Origin of the sequence: Streptomyces cinnamoneus, assembly GCF_002939475.1 — a bacterium.
Taxonomy (GTDB): Bacteria; Actinomycetota; Actinomycetes; order Streptomycetales; family Streptomycetaceae; genus Streptomyces; species Streptomyces cinnamoneus_A.
The window spans coordinates 3964994-3983133 of record NZ_PKFQ01000001.1; the positions used below are offsets into that span (position 1 = coordinate 3964994).

An 18140-nucleotide genomic window follows, 5' to 3' on the forward strand; every position below is an offset into this window, starting at 1 on the left:
GAATTGACGATTGCCGTCAAACGTCCCGGGCGCGGGCGCCTCGGCCCGTCGATTACGCTCAAGGGCATGGCCGACGCACCGTACAAGCTGATCCTCCTCCGCCACGGCGAGAGCGAATGGAACGCGAAGAACCTGTTCACCGGCTGGGTGGACGTCAACCTGAACGAGAAGGGCGAGAAGGAGGCAGTCCGGGGCGGTGAGCTGCTCAAGGACGCCGGCCTGCTCCCGGACGTGGTCCACACCTCCCTCCAGAAGCGCGCGATCCGCACCGCTCAGCTCGCGCTGGAGGCCGCCGACCGCCACTGGATCCCGGTCCACCGCTCCTGGCGGCTGAACGAGCGCCACTACGGCGCCCTCCAGGGCAAGGACAAGGCCCAGACCCTGGCCGAGTTCGGCGAGGAGCAGTTCATGCTCTGGCGCCGCTCGTACGACACCCCGCCGCCGGCGCTCGAGGACGGCACCGAGTTCTCGCAGAGCGACGACCCGCGCTACGCCTCGATCCCGAGCGAGCTGCGCCCGCGCACCGAGTGCCTCAAGGACGTCGTCGTCCGCATGCTGCCGTACTGGTACGACGGCATCGTCCCGGACCTGCTCGCCGGCCGCACGGTCCTCGTCGCCGCGCACGGCAACTCCCTGCGCGCCCTGGTCAAGCACCTCGACGGGATCTCCGACGCGGACATCGCGGGCCTGAACATCCCCACCGGCATCCCGCTCGCCTACGAGCTCGACGCCGACTTCCGCCCGGTCGTCCCCGGCGGCACGTACCTCGACCCGGAGGCCGCGAAGGCCGCCATCGAGGCCGTGAAGAACCAGGGCAAGAAGAAGTAGCCCTCATGCGATAGGGCCCCCGCCGGCGATCCGGCGGGGGCCCTTCCCTTGCGTGTGAGTGACGCGCGTGACGGTCAGCCGCAGCCGCCGCCGCACTGGCAGGAGCCGCCGCTCTGGCAGCCGCAACTGCACCCGGGTCCACACTGACAGCCGCTCATTCGGTTACCTCCGTCGAAGAGGGAGAGGGTGTCCGTTCCCGTCCAGTCAAGGACCGCCTGGGCGGACCGTCAATGCTTCTCACGGATGTCTGTACGGGCGCATTTGGGGCGCACGGAAGCATCCGGCCGGAGGGTGGGCGGCGCGCGCAGCCGCCGTCGCGCCTACGCGGTCTCGGCGGGGCCCGCCCCGGTCCGGCCCTCCGCCTGCGCCAGCTCGTCCGCGTGCTCGCCGGTCACGAGGTAGACCACGCGCTTGGCCACCGAGACCGCGTGGTCGGCGAAGCGCTCGTAGTAGCGCCCCAGCAGCGTCACGTCGACGGCCGTCTCGATGCCGTGCTGCCAGCGGTCGTCCATCAGGTGCTGGAAGAGCGCCCGGTGCAGCAGGTCCATCGCGTCGTCGTCGTGCTCCAGCTGGAGGGCGAGGTCGACGTCCTTGGTGATGATGACCTCGGCCGCCTTGGCCATCAGACGCTGCGCCAGCTGGCCCATCTCCAGGATGGTGGCGTGCAGGTCGCGCGGCACGGCCGACTCCGGGAAGCGCAGCCGGGCCAGCTTGGCCACGTGCTGGGCCAGGTCGCCGGAGCGCTCCAGGTCGGCGCTCATGCGCAGGGACGTCACGACGATCCGCAGGTCCGTGGCGACCGGCTGCTGCCGGGCCAGCAGGGTGATGGCGCGCGCCTCCAGGTCCCGCTGGAGGTCGTCGACCTTGGTGTCCGCCGCGATCACGGTCTCCGCCAGCTTGAGGTCCGCGTCGAGGATCGCCGTCGTGGCGCGCCCGATCGCGGAGCCGACGAGCCGGGCCATCTCGACGAGGCCCTCGCCGATCGAATCCAGCTCCTCGTGGTACGCGTCCCGCATTGCCTGACCTTCTCTCGCCTTGACTCGCTGCTGGTGGGAGGGGAGGGGTTCCGCCGCCCACGCTCTCACGATGCGGCCGGAACGCGACGGCTTCCGGCCGCGGGAGTGAACCACCCCTGACCCCGAGGTGAACTCTCGGCAACGTATGTTCGAGGCGATACCCGTTTGGCTGTGGACGTGCCCCCGCACCTGCATAACCTGGAGACATGAACCTGGACGCGGCCGTCGCCGCAGCGGCAGCGATCGCCGGAGTGTGCACCGGTGTGATCGCCATGGCCGCCTTCCGCTGGAGCGAGCGCGACCAGGCCCGCCCCACCCGCAGCTCCCTGCACACCGACGCCGTGCTGCCCCCCGGCGTCGACACCGTGCTGTCCGTCCTGCGCTCGTCCGCCGTCGTCCTCGACGAGGCCGACGCCGTCGTCAAGGCCAGCTCCGCCGCCTACGCCCTCGGGCTCGTCCGCGGCGGCAAGCTCGCCGTCGAGCCGATGCTCCAGATGGCCCGCGACACCCGCCGGGACGGCGAGATACGCCAGGTCGAGCTGGACCTGCCGCGCCGCGGCACCGGCCGCGGCGAGGCGCTCGCCGTCTCCGCCCGGGTCGCCCCGCTCGGCTCGCGGCTGGTCCTGCTGCTGGTCGAGGACCTCACCGAGGCCCGCCGCATCGAGGCCGTGCGCCGCGACTTCGTCGCCAACGTCAGCCACGAGCTCAAGACCCCCGTCGGCGCCCTGTCCCTGCTGTCCGAGGCCGTCATGGACGCCTCGGACGACCCCGAGGCCGTCACCCGCTTCGCCGGCCGCATGCAGGTCGAGGCCACTCGGCTGACCAGCCTGGTGCAGGAGATCATCGACCTCTCCCGGGTGCAGAACGACGACCCGCTGGAGGACGCCGAGCCCGTGCGCGTCGACGAGCTGGTCGCCGAGGCCGTCGACCGCTGCCGGCACCAGGCCTCCACCAAGCAGATCACCATGGCCGCCGGAGGCACCGCCGACCTGCACGTCTGGGGCAACCGCGGCCAGCTCGCGGCCGCCCTGGGCAACCTCGTCGAGAACGCCGTCAACTACAGCCCCGTCCGTACCCGTGTCGGCATCGCCGCCCGCCGCGTCGCCGCCCCCGGGGGCGACCTCATCGAGCTGGCCGTCACCGACCAGGGCATCGGCATCTCCGAGAAGGACCGCGAGCGGGTCTTCGAGCGCTTCTACCGCGTCGACCCCGCCCGCTCGCGCGCCACCGGCGGTACGGGCCTGGGCCTGTCGATCGTCAAGCACGTGGCCGCCTCGCACGGCGGCGAGGTCACCGTCTGGAGCGCCGAGGGCCAGGGCTCGACCTTCACCCTGCGCCTGCCGGAGGCCGGCGCCGTCCGGGAGCGCGGCCGCGGCCGCGGCCCCGCCCACTTCGCCGGGGAGTCCGTCGAGGACCCCTTCGCCGACGATCAGCTGCCCGCTCCGGGAGTCCGTCCGTGACCCCCCGCCCCCACGAGATCCCCACCGCGCCGTCCAACCCTAAGACCCGACCGGAGGTCTTTCCGTGACACGAGTGCTCGTCGTAGAGGACGAGGAATCCTTCAGCGACGCGTTGTCCTACATGCTCCGCAAGGAGGGATTCGAGGTCGCCATCGCGGCCACGGGGCCCGACGGGCTGGACGAGTTCGAACGCAACGGCGCCGACCTGGTCCTGCTCGACCTGATGCTGCCCGGCCTGCCGGGCACGGAGGTCTGCCGCCAGCTGCGCGGGCGCTCCAACGTGCCCGTCATCATGGTCACCGCCAAGGACAGCGAGATCGACAAGGTCGTCGGGCTGGAGATAGGAGCGGACGACTACGTCACCAAGCCCTTCTCCTCCCGCGAGCTGGTGGCCCGCATCCGCGCGGTGCTGCGCCGCAGGGGCGAGCCGGAGGAGGTGGCCCCGGCGGCGCTGGAGGCCGGCCCGGTCCGCATGGACGTCGACCGGCACGTGGTCACGGTCGGCGGCGCCAAGGTCGACCTGCCGCTGAAGGAGTTCGACCTCCTGGAGATGCTGCTGCGCAACGCCGGGCGCGTCCTGACCCGGATGCAGCTGATCGACCGCGTCTGGGGCGCCGACTACGTGGGCGACACCAAGACCCTCGACGTCCACGTCAAGCGGCTGCGCGCCAAGATCGAGCCGGACCCGGGGGCGCCGCGTTACCTGGTCACCGTGCGCGGCCTCGGCTACAAGTTCGAGCCGTAGGCCAGCCGGCCGCGGGAGAGCGGCCGTGATGCCCCGAGGGGCCGGAAGCGATCGCTTCCGGCCCCTCGGCTCGTCGTCAGTGGCCCGCGCGCTGCGGGGTGCCCTGGGCGGACTCGCCGCCGCCGGGCTTGGCCTGCGGCTGGCCGCTCGGCTTGCCCTCCGGCTCGCCGGAGGCGTTCGGGGAGGCCGGGGTGCCCGACGGCTTGCCGGCATCCGGCTCGCCCGGCTTGGCCTGGCCGGGCGTCTCCTCGGGGCCCCACTCCTTGAAGTAGCTCTTGGCGGGCACGACGAAGGCGCTGATCCGCACCTCGCCCGTGGAGCTGAAGTCGAACGACAGGGCCTGGGACTCGCCGTCCTTCAGGGCCTCGCGGCCCTTCGGTAGCACGGCGGAGGCGTTGTCCTTGCCGCCGAGGGTCACCGAGCCGCCGGCCGGCACGACGAGCGCGCCCGAGGCGCCCTTCGCCGGGGTCAGCTTCACGGTGACGTCCTTGCCGGGCAGCTTGATGGAGCGGAGCTCCTGGTCCTTGATCCCGTTGTTGAACACCCGGCCCGTGATCACGGCGGGGCCGGAGGCGTTCTGCTCCGGCTGGGTGATGACGTTGACGTTCTGGAGCTTGATGTCACCGACCGAAGTGGCGGCGTTGTCCGGCTTGACCCCGAGTGTCTGCGCCTTGTTGCCCGCCGCACAGGCGGAGAGCGAGGCGATCGAGAGCACGAGGGCGGTAGCGGCGAGAGCGCCGCGTCGAAGGCTGCTGCTCACGGCGGCGGCATCTCCTTGGACGAGGTAGACGGGGTACGCGTACGAGGTACGTACGGGATAAGGGTTGTGTCAGCGGGGCTTAGGTTACCGAGCCGCCGCACCGCTGCCGCACCCGACCCGCCCCATGGTCAACTCGGGGTCCCGGCCGCCCGGCCCCGGCCGAATATCCGCCGCGGGGCGATCGCGAACCCCCGGGTTCGCGGAAGGAGGGGTGGCCGGGTTTATCGGCAATGAATGTGGCGGGAGTGCCCGGAAGTCCCGGGAAGGCGTTCCGGAATTGATCAAGTTCGGCTTGATCAATTCCGATTTACCCTCGGAGAACGACCGGCCGCCTCGAACGGAGTACCGGAAGTGCGCCGACCGGACCCCGGCAAAACGGGACGTTCAGCCGCTCGCGGGGCCTCTCCGACACGTGTAACGTGCGCGTTTCTGCCCGCCCGGACAACCGCTCCGACCTGCGAATACCTGCTTCCGGAAGCCTCCCGCAGCACGTTCCGGTTGCTGTTGTCAAGCCCCGAGATATGCCCTGACCTGCGGAAACGCCATTCAGAACGCGCTGTTGCCGTGTTAGACTGGATAGCCACGGAAGGGGTACCTGTCACATGACGTTCAAGGTTGGCGACACCGTGGTCTATCCCCATCACGGGGCCGCGCTGATCGAGGCCATCGAAACTCGCCAGATCAAAGGCGTGGACAAGACCTACTTGGTGCTGAAGGTCGCCCAGGGTGACCTGACGGTTCGGGTGCCGGCGGACAATGCCGAGTTCGTCGGTGTTCGCGATGTGGTCGGCCAGGACGGGCTTGACCGGGTCTTCGAGGTGCTTCGCGCGCCGTACGCCGAAGAGCCGACGAACTGGTCCCGTCGCTACAAGGCAAATCTCGAGAAGCTCGCGTCCGGTGACGTGATCAAGGTCGCCGAGGTCGTTCGCGACCTGTGGCGGCGCGAGCGTGAGCGCGGTCTCTCCGCAGGTGAGAAGCGCATGCTCGCCAAGGCGCGGCAGATCCTGGTGAGCGAGCTGGCCCTCGCGGAGAACACCAACGAGGACAAGGCCGAGGCCCTCCTCGACGAGGTCCTCGCGTCCTGACGCAAGCGCAACAGGTGCTGGACGTTCAGCCGGGCACCGGTGTCCGGAAGGAATCCGGACGGACATACAGGTGCGGACGCTGAACGCGACCGGACGTAAAGAAGTGCCGCGGTGCCCGCGTGATGACCGTCGTCATCCGCCGGGCGCTGCGGCATCTCTGCTCCGGTGAACGTGGTGCCTGGCGTGCCGGGGCCCGGGCAGCCGGCCCGACCAGTCGTCACGGAAGGGGCTGGTCGGGGCGCCCGGCACTTCCCCAAGCTCTGTGAGCAGGGGGTCCCTCCAGGCCATACCCAACTCGGCGAAGGAAACAAACCTGAACGCCAACCCAATGTCTGATCGAGCACCCGCCCCGGCCACCGGAGCCCCTTCGCGCACCGCCGTCGTCATCCCGGCAGCGGGCCGCGGCGTCCGGCTGGGTCCCGGTGCCCCCAAGGCACTGCGCGCCCTCAGCGGCACGCCCATGCTCGTCCACGCGGTCCGGGCCATGGCCGCCTCCCGCGCGGTGTCCCTCGTCGTCGTGGTGGCCCCGCCGGACGGCGCCGCCGAGGTCCGCACCCTCCTCGACGAGCACCCGCTGGCCGACCTCGACGTCACCCGCACCGACGTCGTCGTCGTCCCCGGCGGCGCCACCCGTCAGGAGTCCGTGCGGCTGGGCCTGGCCGCCCTGCCCGACGACGTCACCGCCGTCCTCGTGCACGACGCCGCCCGCCCGCTGGTGCCCGTCGACACCGTCGACGCCGTGGCCGCCGCCGTGCGCGACGGCGCCCCGGCCGTCGTCCCGGCGCTGCCGCTCGCGGACACCGTCAAGCAGGTCGAGCCCCGCACCGGCGAGCCCGAGCCCGTCGTGGCCACGCCCGAGCGGTCGCTGCTGCGCGCCGTCCAGACCCCCCAGGGCTTCGACCGCCGCACCCTGGTCGAGGCGCACGAGAAGGTCGCCGTCGAGGGCGAGGGGGCCACGGACGACGCCGGCCTGGTGGAGCGGCTCGGCGTCCAGGTCGTGGTCGTCCCCGGCCACGAGGAGGCCTTCAAGGTCACCCGGCCGCTGGACCTGGTCCTGGCCGAGGCCGTGCTCGCCCGGAGGAGGGCCAACGATGGATTCTGAGCCCCTGCGGCCCGTCCTGCCCCTGGTGGGCGTCGGTACGGACGTGCACGCCTTCGAGGAGGGTCGCGAGCTGTGGTGCGCCGGCCTGCTCTGGGAGGGCGCGAGCCACGGCCTGGCCGGCCACTCCGACGGGGACGTGGCCGCGCACGCCGCCTGCGACGCGCTCTTCTCCGCGGCCGGCCTCGGCGACCTCGGCGCGCACTTCGGCACCGACCGGCCCGAGTGGTCGGGCGCGTCCGGTGCCACGCTGCTGGCCGAGGCCGCCCGGATCGTGCGGGAGGCCGGTTTCGAGATCGGGAACGTCGCCATCCAGGTGATCGGCGTCCGCCCGAAGATCGGCAAGCGGCGCGAAGAGGCGCAGAAGGCGCTCTCGGCCGCCGTGGGGGCCCCCGTGGCGGTCTCCGGTACGACGACGGACGGGCTGGGCCTCACGGGCCGGGCGGAGGGGCTCGCGGCTCTCGCCACGGCGCTGGTGTATCGCGTCTGACGCGTTGAGGGCAGGGCCCGGTTTCGGGAAGGTGCGGGTCAGGGGAAAGATCCACTGACCCGCACCCGCCCCTACCCGGAAAGGCCCGCCGTGCCGCTCTCCGAAGACCTGAAGAAGTACATCGACGACAACCCCGTCTTCGCCACCGTCGCCACCCTCCAGCCCGACGGCAGCCCCCAGCTGTCCGTCACCTGGATCAAGCGCGAGGGCGACACCCTGCTGGTCTCCACCACCGTGGGGCGCCGCAAGGAGAAGAACCTCCGCCGCGACCCCAGAGTGACCGTCATGATCAACCCGCCGAACGCGCCCTACAGCTACGCGGAGATCCGCGGCACGGCCGACATCACCTCCGAGGGCGGCGACGAGCTGATCGACGAGCTGTCCCGCAAGTACACGGGCAAGGACTACGCCGACTTCAACCCGGCGGCGGGCGAGGACGCCCCCCGCGTCGTCGTGCGGATCACGCCCCGCAAGGTCGTCGGGTCCCTCTAGGACGCGGAGAGAAAACGGCCCGGGCGGGCCGGATCTCTCCGGCCCGCCCGGGCGCTTGCGGTCCGACCGTGAGCTCAGCCGGAGCGGTGGTGGAAGGCCGGCGCCTGCGGCGCCGTCTCCGCGTGCTCGAAGCGACGCGGCTCCTGGACCGGCGGCAGGGTGGCCTCCAGCGGGCCGCCCGGCTTGCCGGCCGCCGCCTCGGGCGCCGGCGAGGAGTTGCGCCGCATGTCCTCGATGCCCTTCTGCAGGGCGTTGCGCATCTTCGTGCCGAACGGGCGCTCCACGAAGCGGTGCATCAGCCAGGCCGCGCCCAGCATCACGGCCGTCAGGGCCAGCACGAGCACGCCCGGCTGCACCTTGTGCTGGAGCCAGTGGATCATCGTCAAGCCGATGTACTGGTGCAGCAGGTAGAGCGGGTACGTCAGCGCGCCCGCCGTCGTCAGCCAGCGCCACTGGATGCGGTTGAGCTTGCCGTACGCGATCAGCGCCATCATCACGAACGCGGCGAGGATGATCAGCTTGGCGGGCCAGTGCGGGATGACGTGGTCCTGGTTGTCCGCGACCCGCTTTGGCACGCCGTGCAGGGCCAGCAGGAAGGACACGCCGACGATGCCCCACAGCAGCGCGGTGGGCTTGAACCGGTACATGAGGTAGAAGGCGATACCGGCGACGAAGTAGGGCGAGGCCAGCGGCATCGCCCACATGTCCAGCAGCTTGCTGTCCACCGACGGAGCCGTGATGGCCGCCACCGTCCACAGGGCGCAGAAGAGAACGCACTTGCGGTACGTGACGCCGGTCGCCACGACGATCGCGAAGAGGATGTAGAACTTCAGCTCGATGAACAGCGTCCAGTAGACGCCGTCGACGTCCCACACGCCCATGCCCTGCTGGAGCATCGTCAGGTTCGTGGCGACGACGTCCCAGCCCTTCACGCTGCGGACCTGCGGCCACAGCGTGATGACCGTCGCGGTCAGGAAGACCGCGACCCAGTAGGCCGGGTAGATCCGGCAGGCCCGGGAGACCACGAAGTCGCCCAGCCGTCGTCCCCACGTGCTCATGCAGATGACGAATCCGCTGATGAGGAAGAAGACCTCCACGCCCAGCCAGCCGTACTGGGCGAATGGCTTCAGCTGCGGGAAGATCTCGGCGGTGTTGCGGTCCCAGCCGCCCCGAAGGGCGATGTAGTGGAAGGCCACGACCATGAGGGCCGCCACCAAGCGGAAGCCGTCCAGGACGTACAGTCTCGGCTTCGCTGTGGACCGCTGGACCGCTGTCCGGCCGCCATCGAGGTCACCTCGTCTGGCGAAACTCATGTCGTCCTCTCCTGTGACTGAGTCGGCTCCCGCTGACTTAGTCGGCTCATCGTATGTAGGCCCCCGCATGCTGACACACCACGGGCCGCCGGTGCCGTGACTGGTGTCTCGCACGCCCGGCTTTCCTTCGTTTGGCAGGGACGGATCTCCGTCTGCCCCGCAGAGACGCGGGCCTGCCCGGACGAGACGGATCTCATGTCCGCGACCGCCCGCCGCAGCGCGTGCCCCAGCCTCCGGGCCAGGGGGCGCTCGACGCAACAATGCACTACCCATGCCGCGAGCACCATGCCCGTCACCAGACCGGACAGCAGCAGCCAGCGCGGCAGCCGGCCCCCCAGGTGCCCGATGACCAGCCAGCCCAGGCGCTCGTGCAGCAGGTAGAGGGGATAGGTCAGCGCTCCGGCCGCCGTCAGCCACCGCCCCCGCACGCGCCGCGTCCAGCCCAGGGCGATGGCCGCGACCGCCAGGAAGAAGAGGGTCACCAGGGCGCACGCGGGCCAGTGCGGCACCGCGTACCCCATGTACGTCTGGGCCCGGGCCCGCGACCGGAGCAGGTCGTGCTGGGCGATCAGCAGACATCCGCCCACGATCAGCCAGAGCGCCGGAGCCGGCCGGAAGCGGTACATCAAATAGAAGGCGACGCCCGCGATGAAGTACCAGCAGTCCCTCGGCATCAGCAACTGCGCCAGCAGGTCGTCGTGGCAGGCCCGCGTGGTGACGGCGGCGCAGCCCCACAGCAGGCAGAAGGCCACGGCCCGCCGGTAGCTGAGCCCCTTCCACACGACGAGCGCGAAGAGCAGGTAGAAGCGCGCCTCGGCCCAGAGCGTCCAGTAGACGCCGTCGACGGGGTCCACGCCCAGGGGATGCTCAAGCATGGTCAGGTTGAGGGCGACGTCCGTGAGGCCCGGCGCGTCCCCGCCCACCGGGTCCAGGCGGATCACGAGCGCGACGGTCAGCACCGCGAACCAGTACGCCGGGTAGAGGCGCGTGGCGCGGGCCACCGCGAAGTCGCCCAGGCTCCTGCCCCAGCCGCTCATGCAGATCACGAAGCCGCTGATCAGGAAGAACAGCTGCACCCCGAGCCAGCCGTAGGAGGCCGGCAGGTGGGCCACCGGGAACAGCTCCGGGGCGGGCCGCCCCCAGGCGCCGCTGCCGAAGGCGACGTAGTGGTAGGCCACCACCATCAGGGCGGCGCCCAGCCGCAGTCCGTCCAGCGCCGCCAGCCGGCCCGTCCGCGCCGCGCGGGGCGCCGCCCGCGGGTGGTCCGCGCTCTGGTCTGGCGGCAGTGTGGGGTGCAACGCCCCTCCCGGGGATTCCGCGGCGGCTGCGTGCCGGGGAAACTACCAGAGGAAAGTCCCTTAATGCGGCAAAAGGAAAATACCGGGCTAAACGTGCCGCGAGGGGGTGTCCGGACGAGCAGGCGCGAACGCCGGACGACCGCGGGCGGAACCGCAACCGGAACCACAAGCGGAACCGCGGCAGGAACCCGCCCCCGGCTCCCGTGCCCCGTCGGGCCCGGACGAGTTTCCCTGGCACTGCCCGAAGCCCACTACTCTGGTGCCGTGACTATTCGCCTGTACGACACCAACGCCCGGCAGATCCGTGACTTCTCCCCGCTCACTCCGGGCTGTGTCTCGATCTACCTGTGCGGTGCCACCGTGCAGGCCGCGCCGCACATCGGGCACATCCGGTCGTATCTGAACTTCGACATCATGCGCCGCTGGTTCATCCACCGCGGCTACGACGTGACGTTCGTGCGCAACGTCACCGACATCGACGACAAGATCATCGCGAAGGCGGCCGACCAGAAGCGCCCCTGGTGGGCCATCGGCTACGAGAACGAGCGCGCCTTCAACAGCGGCTACGACGCCCTCGGCTGCCTGCCGCCCACCGTCGAGCCCCGCGCCACCGGCCACGTCACCGAGATGGTCGAGATGATGCGCGGCCTGATCGAGCGCGGCCACGCCTACGCCGCCGACGGCAACGTCTACTTCGACGTCCGGTCCTTCCCCGGCTACCTGGAGCTGTCCAACCAGGAGCTGGACAACCTCCTCCAGCCGTCGGGCGAGGGCGAGACCGGCAAGCGCGACCCGCGCGACTTCGCGATGTGGAAGGCCGCCAAGCCCGGCGAGCCCTCCTGGGAGACCCCCTGGGGCCGCGGCCGCCCCGGCTGGCACCTGGAGTGCTCGGCCATGGCCCACAAGTACCTGGGCGAGGCCTTCGACATCCACGGCGGCGGGCTCGACCTGATCTTCCCCCACCACGAGAACGAGATCGCCCAGGCCAAGGCCTTCGGTGACGACTTCGCCTCGTACTGGGTCCACAACGCCTGGGTCACCATGAGCGGCGAGAAGATGTCCAAGTCGCTGGGCAACTCCGTCCTCGTCTCCGAGATGGTCAAGCACTGGCGCCCCATCGTCCTGCGCTACTACCTGGGCACCCCGCACTACCGCTCGATGATCGAGTACAGCGAGGAGGCCCTGCGCGAGGCCGAGTCCGCCTTCGCCCGGATCGAGGGCTTCATCCAGCGCGTCGTGGAGCTGGCGGGGCCGGTCGAGCCCGCCGCTGAGGTGCCGCCCGCCTTCGCCGAGGCGATGGACGACGACATGGGCGTCCCCCAGGCGCTGGCCATCGTCCACACCACCGTCCGCCAGGGCAACGCCGCCCTGACCGCCGACGACAAGGAAGCTGCCGTCGCCCGGCTGGCCGAGGTGCGCGCCATGCTCGGCGTGCTGGGCCTCGACCCGCTGGCCGAGCAGTGGGTGGACGCCGGAGCAGGCCGTGAGGACCTCCACGGCGTGGTGGACTCCCTGGTCAGGCTCGTCCTGGAGCAGCGCGAGGCCGCCCGCGGCCGCAAGGACTACGCCACCGCCGACGCCATCCGCGACCAGCTCCAGCAGTCCGGTCTGGCCATCGAGGACACGCCCTCGGGTCCGCGCTGGTCCCTGTCCTGAGGGACACTTTTCGTACGTACGTAACGAGAGCCGCCGTCCCAGCGGCTCTGAGCAGTAAAGAAACAGGGTGACCCCATGGCCGGCAACAGCCAGCGCAGGAACCGTCGCACGTCCAACAAGAAGGGCGCCACGGTCGGCAGCGGCGGCCAGCGGCGCCGGGGCCTGGAGGGCAAGGGCCCGACCCCGCCCGCGAGCATGCGCAAGGGGCACAAGAAGAACCGTGTCGCCAACGCCCAGGCCAAGCACGCCGCCCGCCGTCCGGCCCCGCGCCGCGGCGGCCCGAAGGGCACCAACGAGCTCGTCGTCGGCCGCAACTCGGTCGTCGAGGCGCTGCGCGAGGGCGTGCCCGCCAACACGCTCTACGTCCAGCAGTTCGTCGACAGCGACGAGCGCGTGCGCGAGGCCATCCAGCTCGCCACGGAGAAGGGCCTCAACCTCATGGAGGCCCCCCGCCCCGAGCTCGACCGCATGACCAACGGCCTCAACCACCAGGGCCTGGTCCTCTCCGTGCCGCCGTACGACTACGCGCACCCCGAGGACCTGACCGCGGCCGCCGCCGACAACGGCGAGGACCCGCTGATCGTCGCCCTCGACGGCATCACCGACCCGCGCAACCTCGGCGCCGTCGTCCGCTCCGTCTCCGCCTTCGGCGGCCACGGCGTGGTCGTCCCCGAGCGCCGCGCGGCCGGCATGACCGCCAGCGCCTGGAAGACCTCGGCCGGCACCGCCGCCCGGACGCCCGTGGCCCGCGCCACCAACATGACGCGGATGCTGGAGGCGTACCAGAAGGAGGGCCTGCTGGTCGTCGGCCTCGCCGCCGACGGCGACGTCGAGCTGCACGAGCTCGACGCCCTGGAGGGCCCCGTGGTCATCGTGGTCGGCAGCGAGGGCAAGGGCCTGTCCCGCCTCGTCGGCGAGACCTGCGACTACCGGGTGCGCATCCCCATGCCCGGCGGCGCCGAGTCGCTGAACGCCGGCGTCGCGGCCGGCGTGGTCCTCTACGAGGCGGCGCGCCGACGCGCGTAACCGGTTCGCCGGAATTGTGGCGGTGGCCGGGGGTGACGTCCCCCGGCCACCGCCTCTCCGTTTGATGATCTTGACGGGTCTCGGACACTTCGGGGCGGTCAAGGCAGTGTCCTAACCTCCGGTCACTCGGTTAGATGAGTGTGGACACCAGAACACCCCGCACACCTACGGGGGGAAGCTCGTCGGGGTACGACGACCAGCCCGCGCTGAGTACGGTGAAGGTCCCGTCCGACCCCGCGCAGGTCATCGTCAACCACCTGAGCTTCCGGGTGCAGCTCGCCCGGCCCCCACGCGCCGCCCGGCACCTCGCCGGAGCGGACACGGCGCAGCTGCCCACCGCGAAAGGCACGGCCAGGCGCCGCGCCCCGGTGGTGTGGAGCGGCCGGACCGGCCCGGGCGACGAAGCCTCCACCCAACTGCTGCAGGCCGTCCGCGAATCCGGCGCCGCCGGACCCGTGCGCACGGCCGGCGGCGGGGACGCCGGCGCCACCCAGGTGCTGCCGAGGATCAGCGTCGACGACGCGCCCACCACCGTCATCGGGCCCCGCGAGCCGGCCGACCCCACCGGGCGCCGGACCACCGGCACCCCGCTGCTCCAGGGCGTGCGGCCCACCCACGGCGCGTACGACGACGAGCACGGCGACTACGGGGACTACGCCGGCTACGACGAGTTCGACGAACAGGGCCTCGACGAGGACGACGGGCCGCGGCGCGACCGCGACTCCGTCCGGCACGCTTACTACCCGGGCCGCCGGATGAACCTCGGCGTCGTCCTGCTGCCCCTGCGCGTCTTCCTCGGCCTCATCTCCATCTACGCCGGCATGGGCAAGCTCTGCGACCCCGTCTACTTCGACGGCGGCAAGCGCGGCTCCATGGTCCACTGGCTCACCGGGCTCCACCCCTGGGGCGTCGCCTCGCCCCTGCGCGACTTCGCCCTGAGCCACCCCGTCGGCGCCGGACTGACCGTCGCCTTCCTCCAGGTCGTCGCCGGCATCCTGACCATCTTCGGACTCTGGCAGCGCCTCGCCGCCGCCATCGGCGTCCTGCTCTCCACCATCCTGATCGTCACCGTCAGCTGGCGCAGCACCCCGGTCTACGACTCCGCCGACATCATCTACCTCGCCGCCTGGAGCCCCCTCGTCATCGCCGGGGCCCCCTTCTACTCCATCGACGGGCGGCTCGCGAGCGAGGCATGGCGCCGGCTCGGCCCCCGCGCCGAGGTCAGGCAGCTGCGCCGGCGCGTGCTGCGCCGCGGCACGGTCATGGCGACCGTCCTCATCGGGATCTCCCTGCTGACCGGCTCCATGCTCGGCGGAGCCGTCCGCTCCTCGCGGGTCGCCGAGGCCCCCGGCACCCCCGCCCCGCCCGCCAACAGCCTGCCGGGCTCGCCGCTCCCGCAGCGGCCCTCCTCCTCGGCCCCGCGCGGCTCCCACGGCCCCGCGACCGCGGGCACCCCGAAGCCCAGCGCCACCACGCACCGGGCCCCCACCCCCGGCGCCACCCCCTCCGCGCCCGGAACCCCCCACACCCCCGCCGGCACCGCGGGCAGCGCCGGACAGCCCGCCACGGGCCCCGGCAGCGTCCGTCCCGCCCCGCAGACCCCGCACCAGGCGCCGGCCCCCGCGGCCCCGCCGCGCAGCTCCTCCGGCTCCTCCACGGGCGGCTCCACCGGGGGCGGCGCGGGCGGCGGCTCGGGCGGCTCGTCCGGCGGCGGCTCGGGCGGCTCCCGCGGCGGAGGCGCCCTCGGAGGGCTCCTCGGCTGACGCCGGGCACGCGGCACGTGAAGCGGCCCCGCCCCCTTCGTCACGAAGGGGGCGGGGCCGCTTCACGTGTGGGGCCGGATTCGCCGTGGGCCGGGTTCTAGCGGGCCAGTTCCTTCGCGGCCTCGGTCAGGTCCTTGGCGGTGTCGATCGCCCGCCAGTACGCGCCCTGCGGCAGCGGGAAGCCCGCCAGCCGCCGTTCGCGCGCCAGCCGGGGGAACGTCGTGCGCTCGTGGTCGCCGCGCTCGGGCAGCAGCTCCAGGAAACCGGGGGAGAAGACGTACACACCGGCGTTGATCAGGTAGGGCGACGGCGGCGACTCGATGAAGTCCAGGACCTTACCGAACTCGTCCGTCTCCACTGCTCCCCACGGGATCCGCGGCCGGGCCAGCGCCAGCGTGGCCGTGGCGTCGCGCTCGGCGTGGAAGGCCGCCATCTCGCGCAGCGAGAAACGGGTCCAGATGTCGCCGTTCGTGGCGTACCAGGGCTCATCGGGGCGCGGCAGCGACGAGGCCGCGAACTTCAGACCGCCGCCCCGGCCGAGCGGCTCCTTCTCCACCACGGTGGTGACCCGCAGCGGCAGATCCGCCGACACGAGCCACTCCTGGAGCACTTCGGCCAGATGGCCGCACGAGACCACCGCGTCCGTCACGCCCTCGGAGGCCAGCCAGGCGAGCTGATGGCCGATGATCGGGACCCCCGTGCCAGGGATCTCGACCATCGGCTTGGGACGGTCGTCGGTATACGGGCGCAGCCGTGACCCTTGGCCTCCGGCCAGGATCACGGCTTGCGCGGGATACGGGTGGGACTGGGTGCCGGTCATGCTCCGCACGATATGCCGTGCCGCGAGCGGCGCTGCGGCCGGTGGCCCACCCCCCGGCCCCGGGCGGCCGTCCGGCCACTCCCTAGGGGGTGTCCGATGGGTCGGTGCGGGTCCTGCGGTGTCCGGTGCGGTAGATCGCAAGGCGGAGCATTTGCCTCGGACCGGGCGTCCTCGGCTGATGTGACAACGCAGCGAGGTGCCGTGCCGGGCGCCGCAGGGCCTGTGCTGACCCCTCGGCCACCCCCTAGTGGCCCTGCGCCACCCCCGTGGCGAAGGCCGTGTCGCAGACCGGCCGGGAGTACGCCTGGGCGCGCGTGACCGAGTGGTACTTGGCGACCGCCGCGCGCCCCAGCGCACGCGCGATGTCCGCGCAGTGCTGGGCCAGCGACGGGCGGCCGTTGGTCGCCTCCTGGAGGTGCGTGAGGGCGACGCCGGGGTTCTTCTCCTGCAGTTCGCTCAGCAGTCGGTCTCGCAGCACCTCGTGCGGCGCGCGCGCCGTGGCGACCGTTGAGGCGTTGTCGGAGGAGGCGGTGAGCACCTGCGACTCGGCGTTCGGCGCCGCCCAGGGGACGCGGGTGACCGCGAGAGTCCCCGAGAGGACGAGAACGACCGGAAGGACGAGAGCGAGAGTTCTGCCGATGCGGCGGGCGGCCTGGTTCATGCCGGAGATGGTAGCGAGGGGTAACGGCGAGGCGACATTTAGTCACCCAGTCGAGTGATGCGGGCGCGTATCGGTGAGGCGCTCGCGTTGACGCACGTGGATCGAAATGAGGGGAGTGTCGGGGAATAACCCGGACAAGCGGACGCCCCGCGTCTCTCGCGTGCCGAAACGTACGCGGACGAGAACGCGGGGCGTTGTTTCGCGGGGCGCGAAGGGGGTCAGTCGCTCAGCCGCTCGCCGGAGGAGGTCGAAAACACGTGCAGCTCACCCGGGTGCGGGACGACGTGCAGCACGGAGCCCTTCTCCGGCACGCGCCGCCCGCCCACGCGCACGACGATGTCCTTCTGCTCGCCGCCGAGCTCGGCGGTGCCGTAGACGTAGCCGTCGGCGCCCAGTTCCTCGACGACGTTCACGGTGACGGCCACGCCGGCCGGGGCGCCGTCCTTCTCCAGGGTCCGCTCGACCACCTCGAAGTGCTCGGGCCGGACACCCACGGTGACGGTGCGGTCCCCCTTGTCGGCGGCGGTCGTGAGCGCCTCGCGGGAGACGGGCACGATGCTGTTGCCGAACTTCACGCCGCCGTCGGTGATCGGCACCTCGACGAGGTTCATCGCGGGCGAGCCGATGAAGCCCGCCACGAAGAGGTTGGCCGGCCGGTCGTACATGTTGCGCGGCGAGTCGACCTGCTGGAGCAGGCCGTCCTTGAGCACCGCCACCCGGTCGCCCATGGTCATGGCCTCGACCTGGTCGTGGGTGACGTAGACGGTGGTGATGCCGAGCCGGCGCTGGAGGCCGGCGATCTGCGTACGGGTCTGCACCCGCAGCTTCGCGTCCAGGTTCGACAGCGGCTCGTCCATCAGGAACACCTGCGGCTCCCGCACGATGGCGCGCCCCATCGCCACCCGCTGGCGCTGGCCGCCGGACAGCGCCTTGGGCTTGCGGCCCAGGTACTCGGTGAGGTCCAGGATCCGCGCCGCGTCCTCGACCTTCTGCCGGATCTCCGCCTTGGGCACGCCCGCGATCTTCAGGGCGAAGCCCATGTTGTCGGCCACGGTCATGTGCGGGTAGAGCGCGTAGTTCTGGAACACCATCGCGATGTCCCGGTCCTTGGGGGGCAGGTGCGTCACATCGCGGTCGCCGATGCGGATCGCTCCGCCGTTGACGTCCTCCAGCCCCGCCAGCATCCGCAGCGAGGTGGACTTGCCGCAGCCGGACGGGCCGACGAGGACGAGGAATTCACCGTCCTCGATGGTGATGTCGAGCTGGTCGACGGCGGGCTTGTCGGCGCCGGGGTAGATCCGGGTCGCCTTGTCGTACGTGACCGTGGCCATGGTGATGAGTCCCTTCACCGGCAGGAACGTGCCGGACGATCCGAGTAGAGGGAATGTGGTCCAGTCCAATCGGACCGGAGGTGCTGGTGACGGTACCCGGGCCCGGGGCCGTTGTCAGCAGGTGGCGGGTCACGAAGTGGGTGTGGGTAGACTGCGTCTGGCATGCCGCCTTAGCTCAGTTGGTAGAGCACCGCTCTTGTAAAGCGAAGGTCGTCGGTTCGAGTCCGACAGGCGGCTTTTGCTAATGAAACGAACCGCAGACCCTCCGGGGCCTGCGGTTCGTTTCGTATGGCGGGT

The 18140-nt window shown here is 71.5% G+C and carries 17 protein-coding genes and 1 tRNA gene; 11 read left to right on the forward strand and 7 right to left on the reverse strand.

Annotation, left to right across the window (positions count from 1 at the left end; all coding sequences use genetic code 11):
• Positions 1-66 precede the first annotated feature (66 nt).
• Positions 67-828: a phosphoglyceromutase gene (locus tag CYQ11_RS17435; protein WP_099199152.1), complete on the forward strand. Its 762-nt coding sequence runs from the start codon at positions 67-69 to the stop codon at positions 826-828.
• A 320-nt stretch (positions 829-1148) separates the two neighbouring features.
• Here the strand turns inward: CYQ11_RS17435 and phoU are convergent, their stop codons facing one another.
• Positions 1149-1844 carry a phosphate signaling complex protein PhoU gene (phoU, locus tag CYQ11_RS17440; RefSeq protein WP_099199153.1) on the reverse strand — a complete coding sequence of 232 codons (696 nt, stop codon included), beginning with the start codon at positions 1842-1844 and terminating at the stop codon, positions 1149-1151.
• Positions 1845-2050: 206 nt separating this feature from the next.
• Here phoU and phoR point away from each other — a divergent pair, with 206 nt between their 5' ends.
• Both phoR and phoP read left to right on the forward strand, forming a co-directional pair.
• Positions 2051-3304, forward strand: coding sequence for a two-component system sensor histidine kinase PhoR (gene phoR, locus CYQ11_RS17445; RefSeq protein WP_099199154.1), 1254 nt, complete (start codon positions 2051-2053; stop codon positions 3302-3304).
• A gap of 73 nt (positions 3305-3377) precedes the next feature.
• A complete protein-coding gene (gene phoP, locus CYQ11_RS17450; RefSeq protein ID WP_466332536.1) occupies positions 3378-4049 on the forward strand; it encodes a two-component system response regulator PhoP in 672 nt (223 codons plus the stop codon).
• A gap of 76 nt (positions 4050-4125) precedes the next feature.
• Here the strand turns inward: phoP and CYQ11_RS17455 are convergent, their stop codons facing one another.
• Entirely contained in the window at positions 4126-4809 is a 684-nt protein-coding gene (locus CYQ11_RS17455; protein WP_181143689.1) for a copper chaperone PCu(A)C domain-containing protein, read from the reverse strand.
• Between the two features lie 602 nt (positions 4810-5411).
• On the opposite strand from CYQ11_RS17455, the gene CYQ11_RS17465 reads away from it, so the two are divergent.
• From CYQ11_RS17465 to CYQ11_RS17480, 4 genes are all read left to right on the forward strand, one after another.
• A complete protein-coding gene (locus CYQ11_RS17465) occupies positions 5412-5894 on the forward strand; it encodes a CarD family transcriptional regulator (RefSeq protein WP_003953493.1) in 483 nt (160 codons plus the stop codon).
• Between the two features lie 328 nt (positions 5895-6222).
• Positions 6223-6996 carry a 2-C-methyl-D-erythritol 4-phosphate cytidylyltransferase gene (gene ispD, locus CYQ11_RS17470; protein WP_099199156.1) on the forward strand — a complete coding sequence of 258 codons (774 nt, stop codon included), beginning with the start codon at positions 6223-6225 and terminating at the stop codon, positions 6994-6996.
• Positions 6986-7483 carry a 2-C-methyl-D-erythritol 2,4-cyclodiphosphate synthase gene (gene ispF, locus CYQ11_RS17475; RefSeq protein ID WP_099199059.1) on the forward strand — a complete coding sequence of 166 codons (498 nt, stop codon included), beginning with the start codon at positions 6986-6988 and terminating at the stop codon, positions 7481-7483. Before ispD ends, ispF begins: the two co-directional genes overlap by 11 nt.
• A gap of 90 nt (positions 7484-7573) precedes the next feature.
• On the forward strand, positions 7574-7975 hold the full coding sequence (locus tag CYQ11_RS17480; protein ID WP_099199061.1) for a PPOX class F420-dependent oxidoreductase: 402 nt from the start codon (positions 7574-7576) through the stop codon (positions 7973-7975).
• A gap of 74 nt (positions 7976-8049) precedes the next feature.
• Here CYQ11_RS17480 and CYQ11_RS17485 read toward each other — a convergent pair whose 3' ends face one another.
• Both CYQ11_RS17485 and CYQ11_RS17490 read right to left on the reverse strand, forming a co-directional pair.
• Complete coding sequence (locus CYQ11_RS17485) at positions 8050-9288, reverse strand: acyltransferase family protein (RefSeq protein WP_099199060.1); 1239 nt, start codon at positions 9286-9288, stop codon at positions 8050-8052.
• Entirely contained in the window at positions 9285-10586 is a 1302-nt protein-coding gene (locus CYQ11_RS17490; protein ID WP_240003382.1) for an acyltransferase family protein, read from the reverse strand. Before CYQ11_RS17490 ends, CYQ11_RS17485 begins: the two co-directional genes overlap by 4 nt.
• 264 nt (positions 10587-10850) lie before the next feature.
• Here CYQ11_RS17490 and cysS point away from each other — a divergent pair, with 264 nt between their 5' ends.
• The 3 genes from cysS (at position 10851) to CYQ11_RS17505 (ending at position 15031) form a co-directional block, all read left to right on the forward strand.
• A complete protein-coding gene (cysS, locus tag CYQ11_RS17495) occupies positions 10851-12242 on the forward strand; it encodes a cysteine--tRNA ligase (RefSeq protein WP_099199084.1) in 1392 nt (463 codons plus the stop codon).
• 75 nt (positions 12243-12317) lie between these two features.
• Positions 12318-13268 carry a 23S rRNA (guanosine(2251)-2'-O)-methyltransferase RlmB gene (gene rlmB / locus CYQ11_RS17500; RefSeq protein WP_099199083.1) on the forward strand — a complete coding sequence of 317 codons (951 nt, stop codon included), beginning with the start codon at positions 12318-12320 and terminating at the stop codon, positions 13266-13268.
• 134 nt (positions 13269-13402) lie between these two features.
• On the forward strand, positions 13403-15031 hold the full coding sequence (locus tag CYQ11_RS17505; RefSeq protein WP_099199082.1) for a DoxX family protein: 1629 nt from the start codon (positions 13403-13405) through the stop codon (positions 15029-15031).
• 97 nt (positions 15032-15128) lie between these two features.
• On the opposite strand, the gene CYQ11_RS17510 is transcribed toward CYQ11_RS17505, so the two are convergent.
• From CYQ11_RS17510 to CYQ11_RS17520, 3 genes are all read right to left on the reverse strand, one after another.
• Positions 15129-15851, reverse strand: coding sequence for a nucleotidyltransferase family protein (locus CYQ11_RS17510; RefSeq protein ID WP_099199081.1), 723 nt, complete (start codon positions 15849-15851; stop codon positions 15129-15131).
• A 244-nt stretch (positions 15852-16095) separates the two neighbouring features.
• The gene (locus tag CYQ11_RS17515; protein WP_099199080.1) at positions 16096-16512 is read right to left on the reverse strand and encodes a hypothetical protein; all 417 of its coding nucleotides are present in this window, start codon (positions 16510-16512) and stop codon (positions 16096-16098) included.
• Between the two features lie 218 nt (positions 16513-16730).
• Entirely contained in the window at positions 16731-17843 is a 1113-nt protein-coding gene (locus CYQ11_RS17520; RefSeq protein ID WP_099199087.1) for an ABC transporter ATP-binding protein, read from the reverse strand.
• Between the two features lie 164 nt (positions 17844-18007).
• On the opposite strand from CYQ11_RS17520, the gene CYQ11_RS17525 reads away from it, so the two are divergent.
• A tRNA-Thr gene (locus tag CYQ11_RS17525) sits at positions 18008-18080 on the forward strand.
• Positions 18081-18140 lie beyond the last annotated feature (60 nt).

Excerpts from the sequence above, each read along its gene's own strand:
- CYQ11_RS17435 (WP_099199152.1), top strand. The coding sequence starts at position 67 with ATGGCCGACGCACCGTACAAGCTGATCCTCCTCCGCCACGGCGAGAGC.
- phoU (WP_099199153.1), bottom strand. The coding sequence starts at position 1,844 with ATGCGGGACGCGTACCACGAGGAGCTGGATTCGATCGGCGAGGGCCTC.
- phoR (WP_099199154.1), top strand. The coding sequence starts at position 2,051 with ATGAACCTGGACGCGGCCGTCGCCGCAGCGGCAGCGATCGCCGGAGTG.
- CYQ11_RS17465 (WP_003953493.1), top strand. The coding sequence starts at position 5,412 with ATGACGTTCAAGGTTGGCGACACCGTGGTCTATCCCCATCACGGGGCC.
- ispD (WP_099199156.1), top strand. The coding sequence starts at position 6,223 with ATGTCTGATCGAGCACCCGCCCCGGCCACCGGAGCCCCTTCGCGCACC.
- ispF (WP_099199059.1), top strand. The coding sequence starts at position 6,986 with ATGGATTCTGAGCCCCTGCGGCCCGTCCTGCCCCTGGTGGGCGTCGGT.
- CYQ11_RS17485 (WP_099199060.1), bottom strand. The coding sequence starts at position 9,288 with ATGAGTTTCGCCAGACGAGGTGACCTCGATGGCGGCCGGACAGCGGTC.
- rlmB (WP_099199083.1), top strand. The coding sequence starts at position 12,318 with ATGGCCGGCAACAGCCAGCGCAGGAACCGTCGCACGTCCAACAAGAAG.
- CYQ11_RS17505 (WP_099199082.1), top strand. The coding sequence starts at position 13,403 with ATGAGTGTGGACACCAGAACACCCCGCACACCTACGGGGGGAAGCTCG.
- CYQ11_RS17510 (WP_099199081.1), bottom strand. The coding sequence starts at position 15,851 with ATGACCGGCACCCAGTCCCACCCGTATCCCGCGCAAGCCGTGATCCTG.
- CYQ11_RS17515 (WP_099199080.1), bottom strand. The coding sequence starts at position 16,512 with ATGAACCAGGCCGCCCGCCGCATCGGCAGAACTCTCGCTCTCGTCCTT.
- CYQ11_RS17520 (WP_099199087.1), bottom strand. The coding sequence starts at position 17,843 with ATGGCCACGGTCACGTACGACAAGGCGACCCGGATCTACCCCGGCGCC.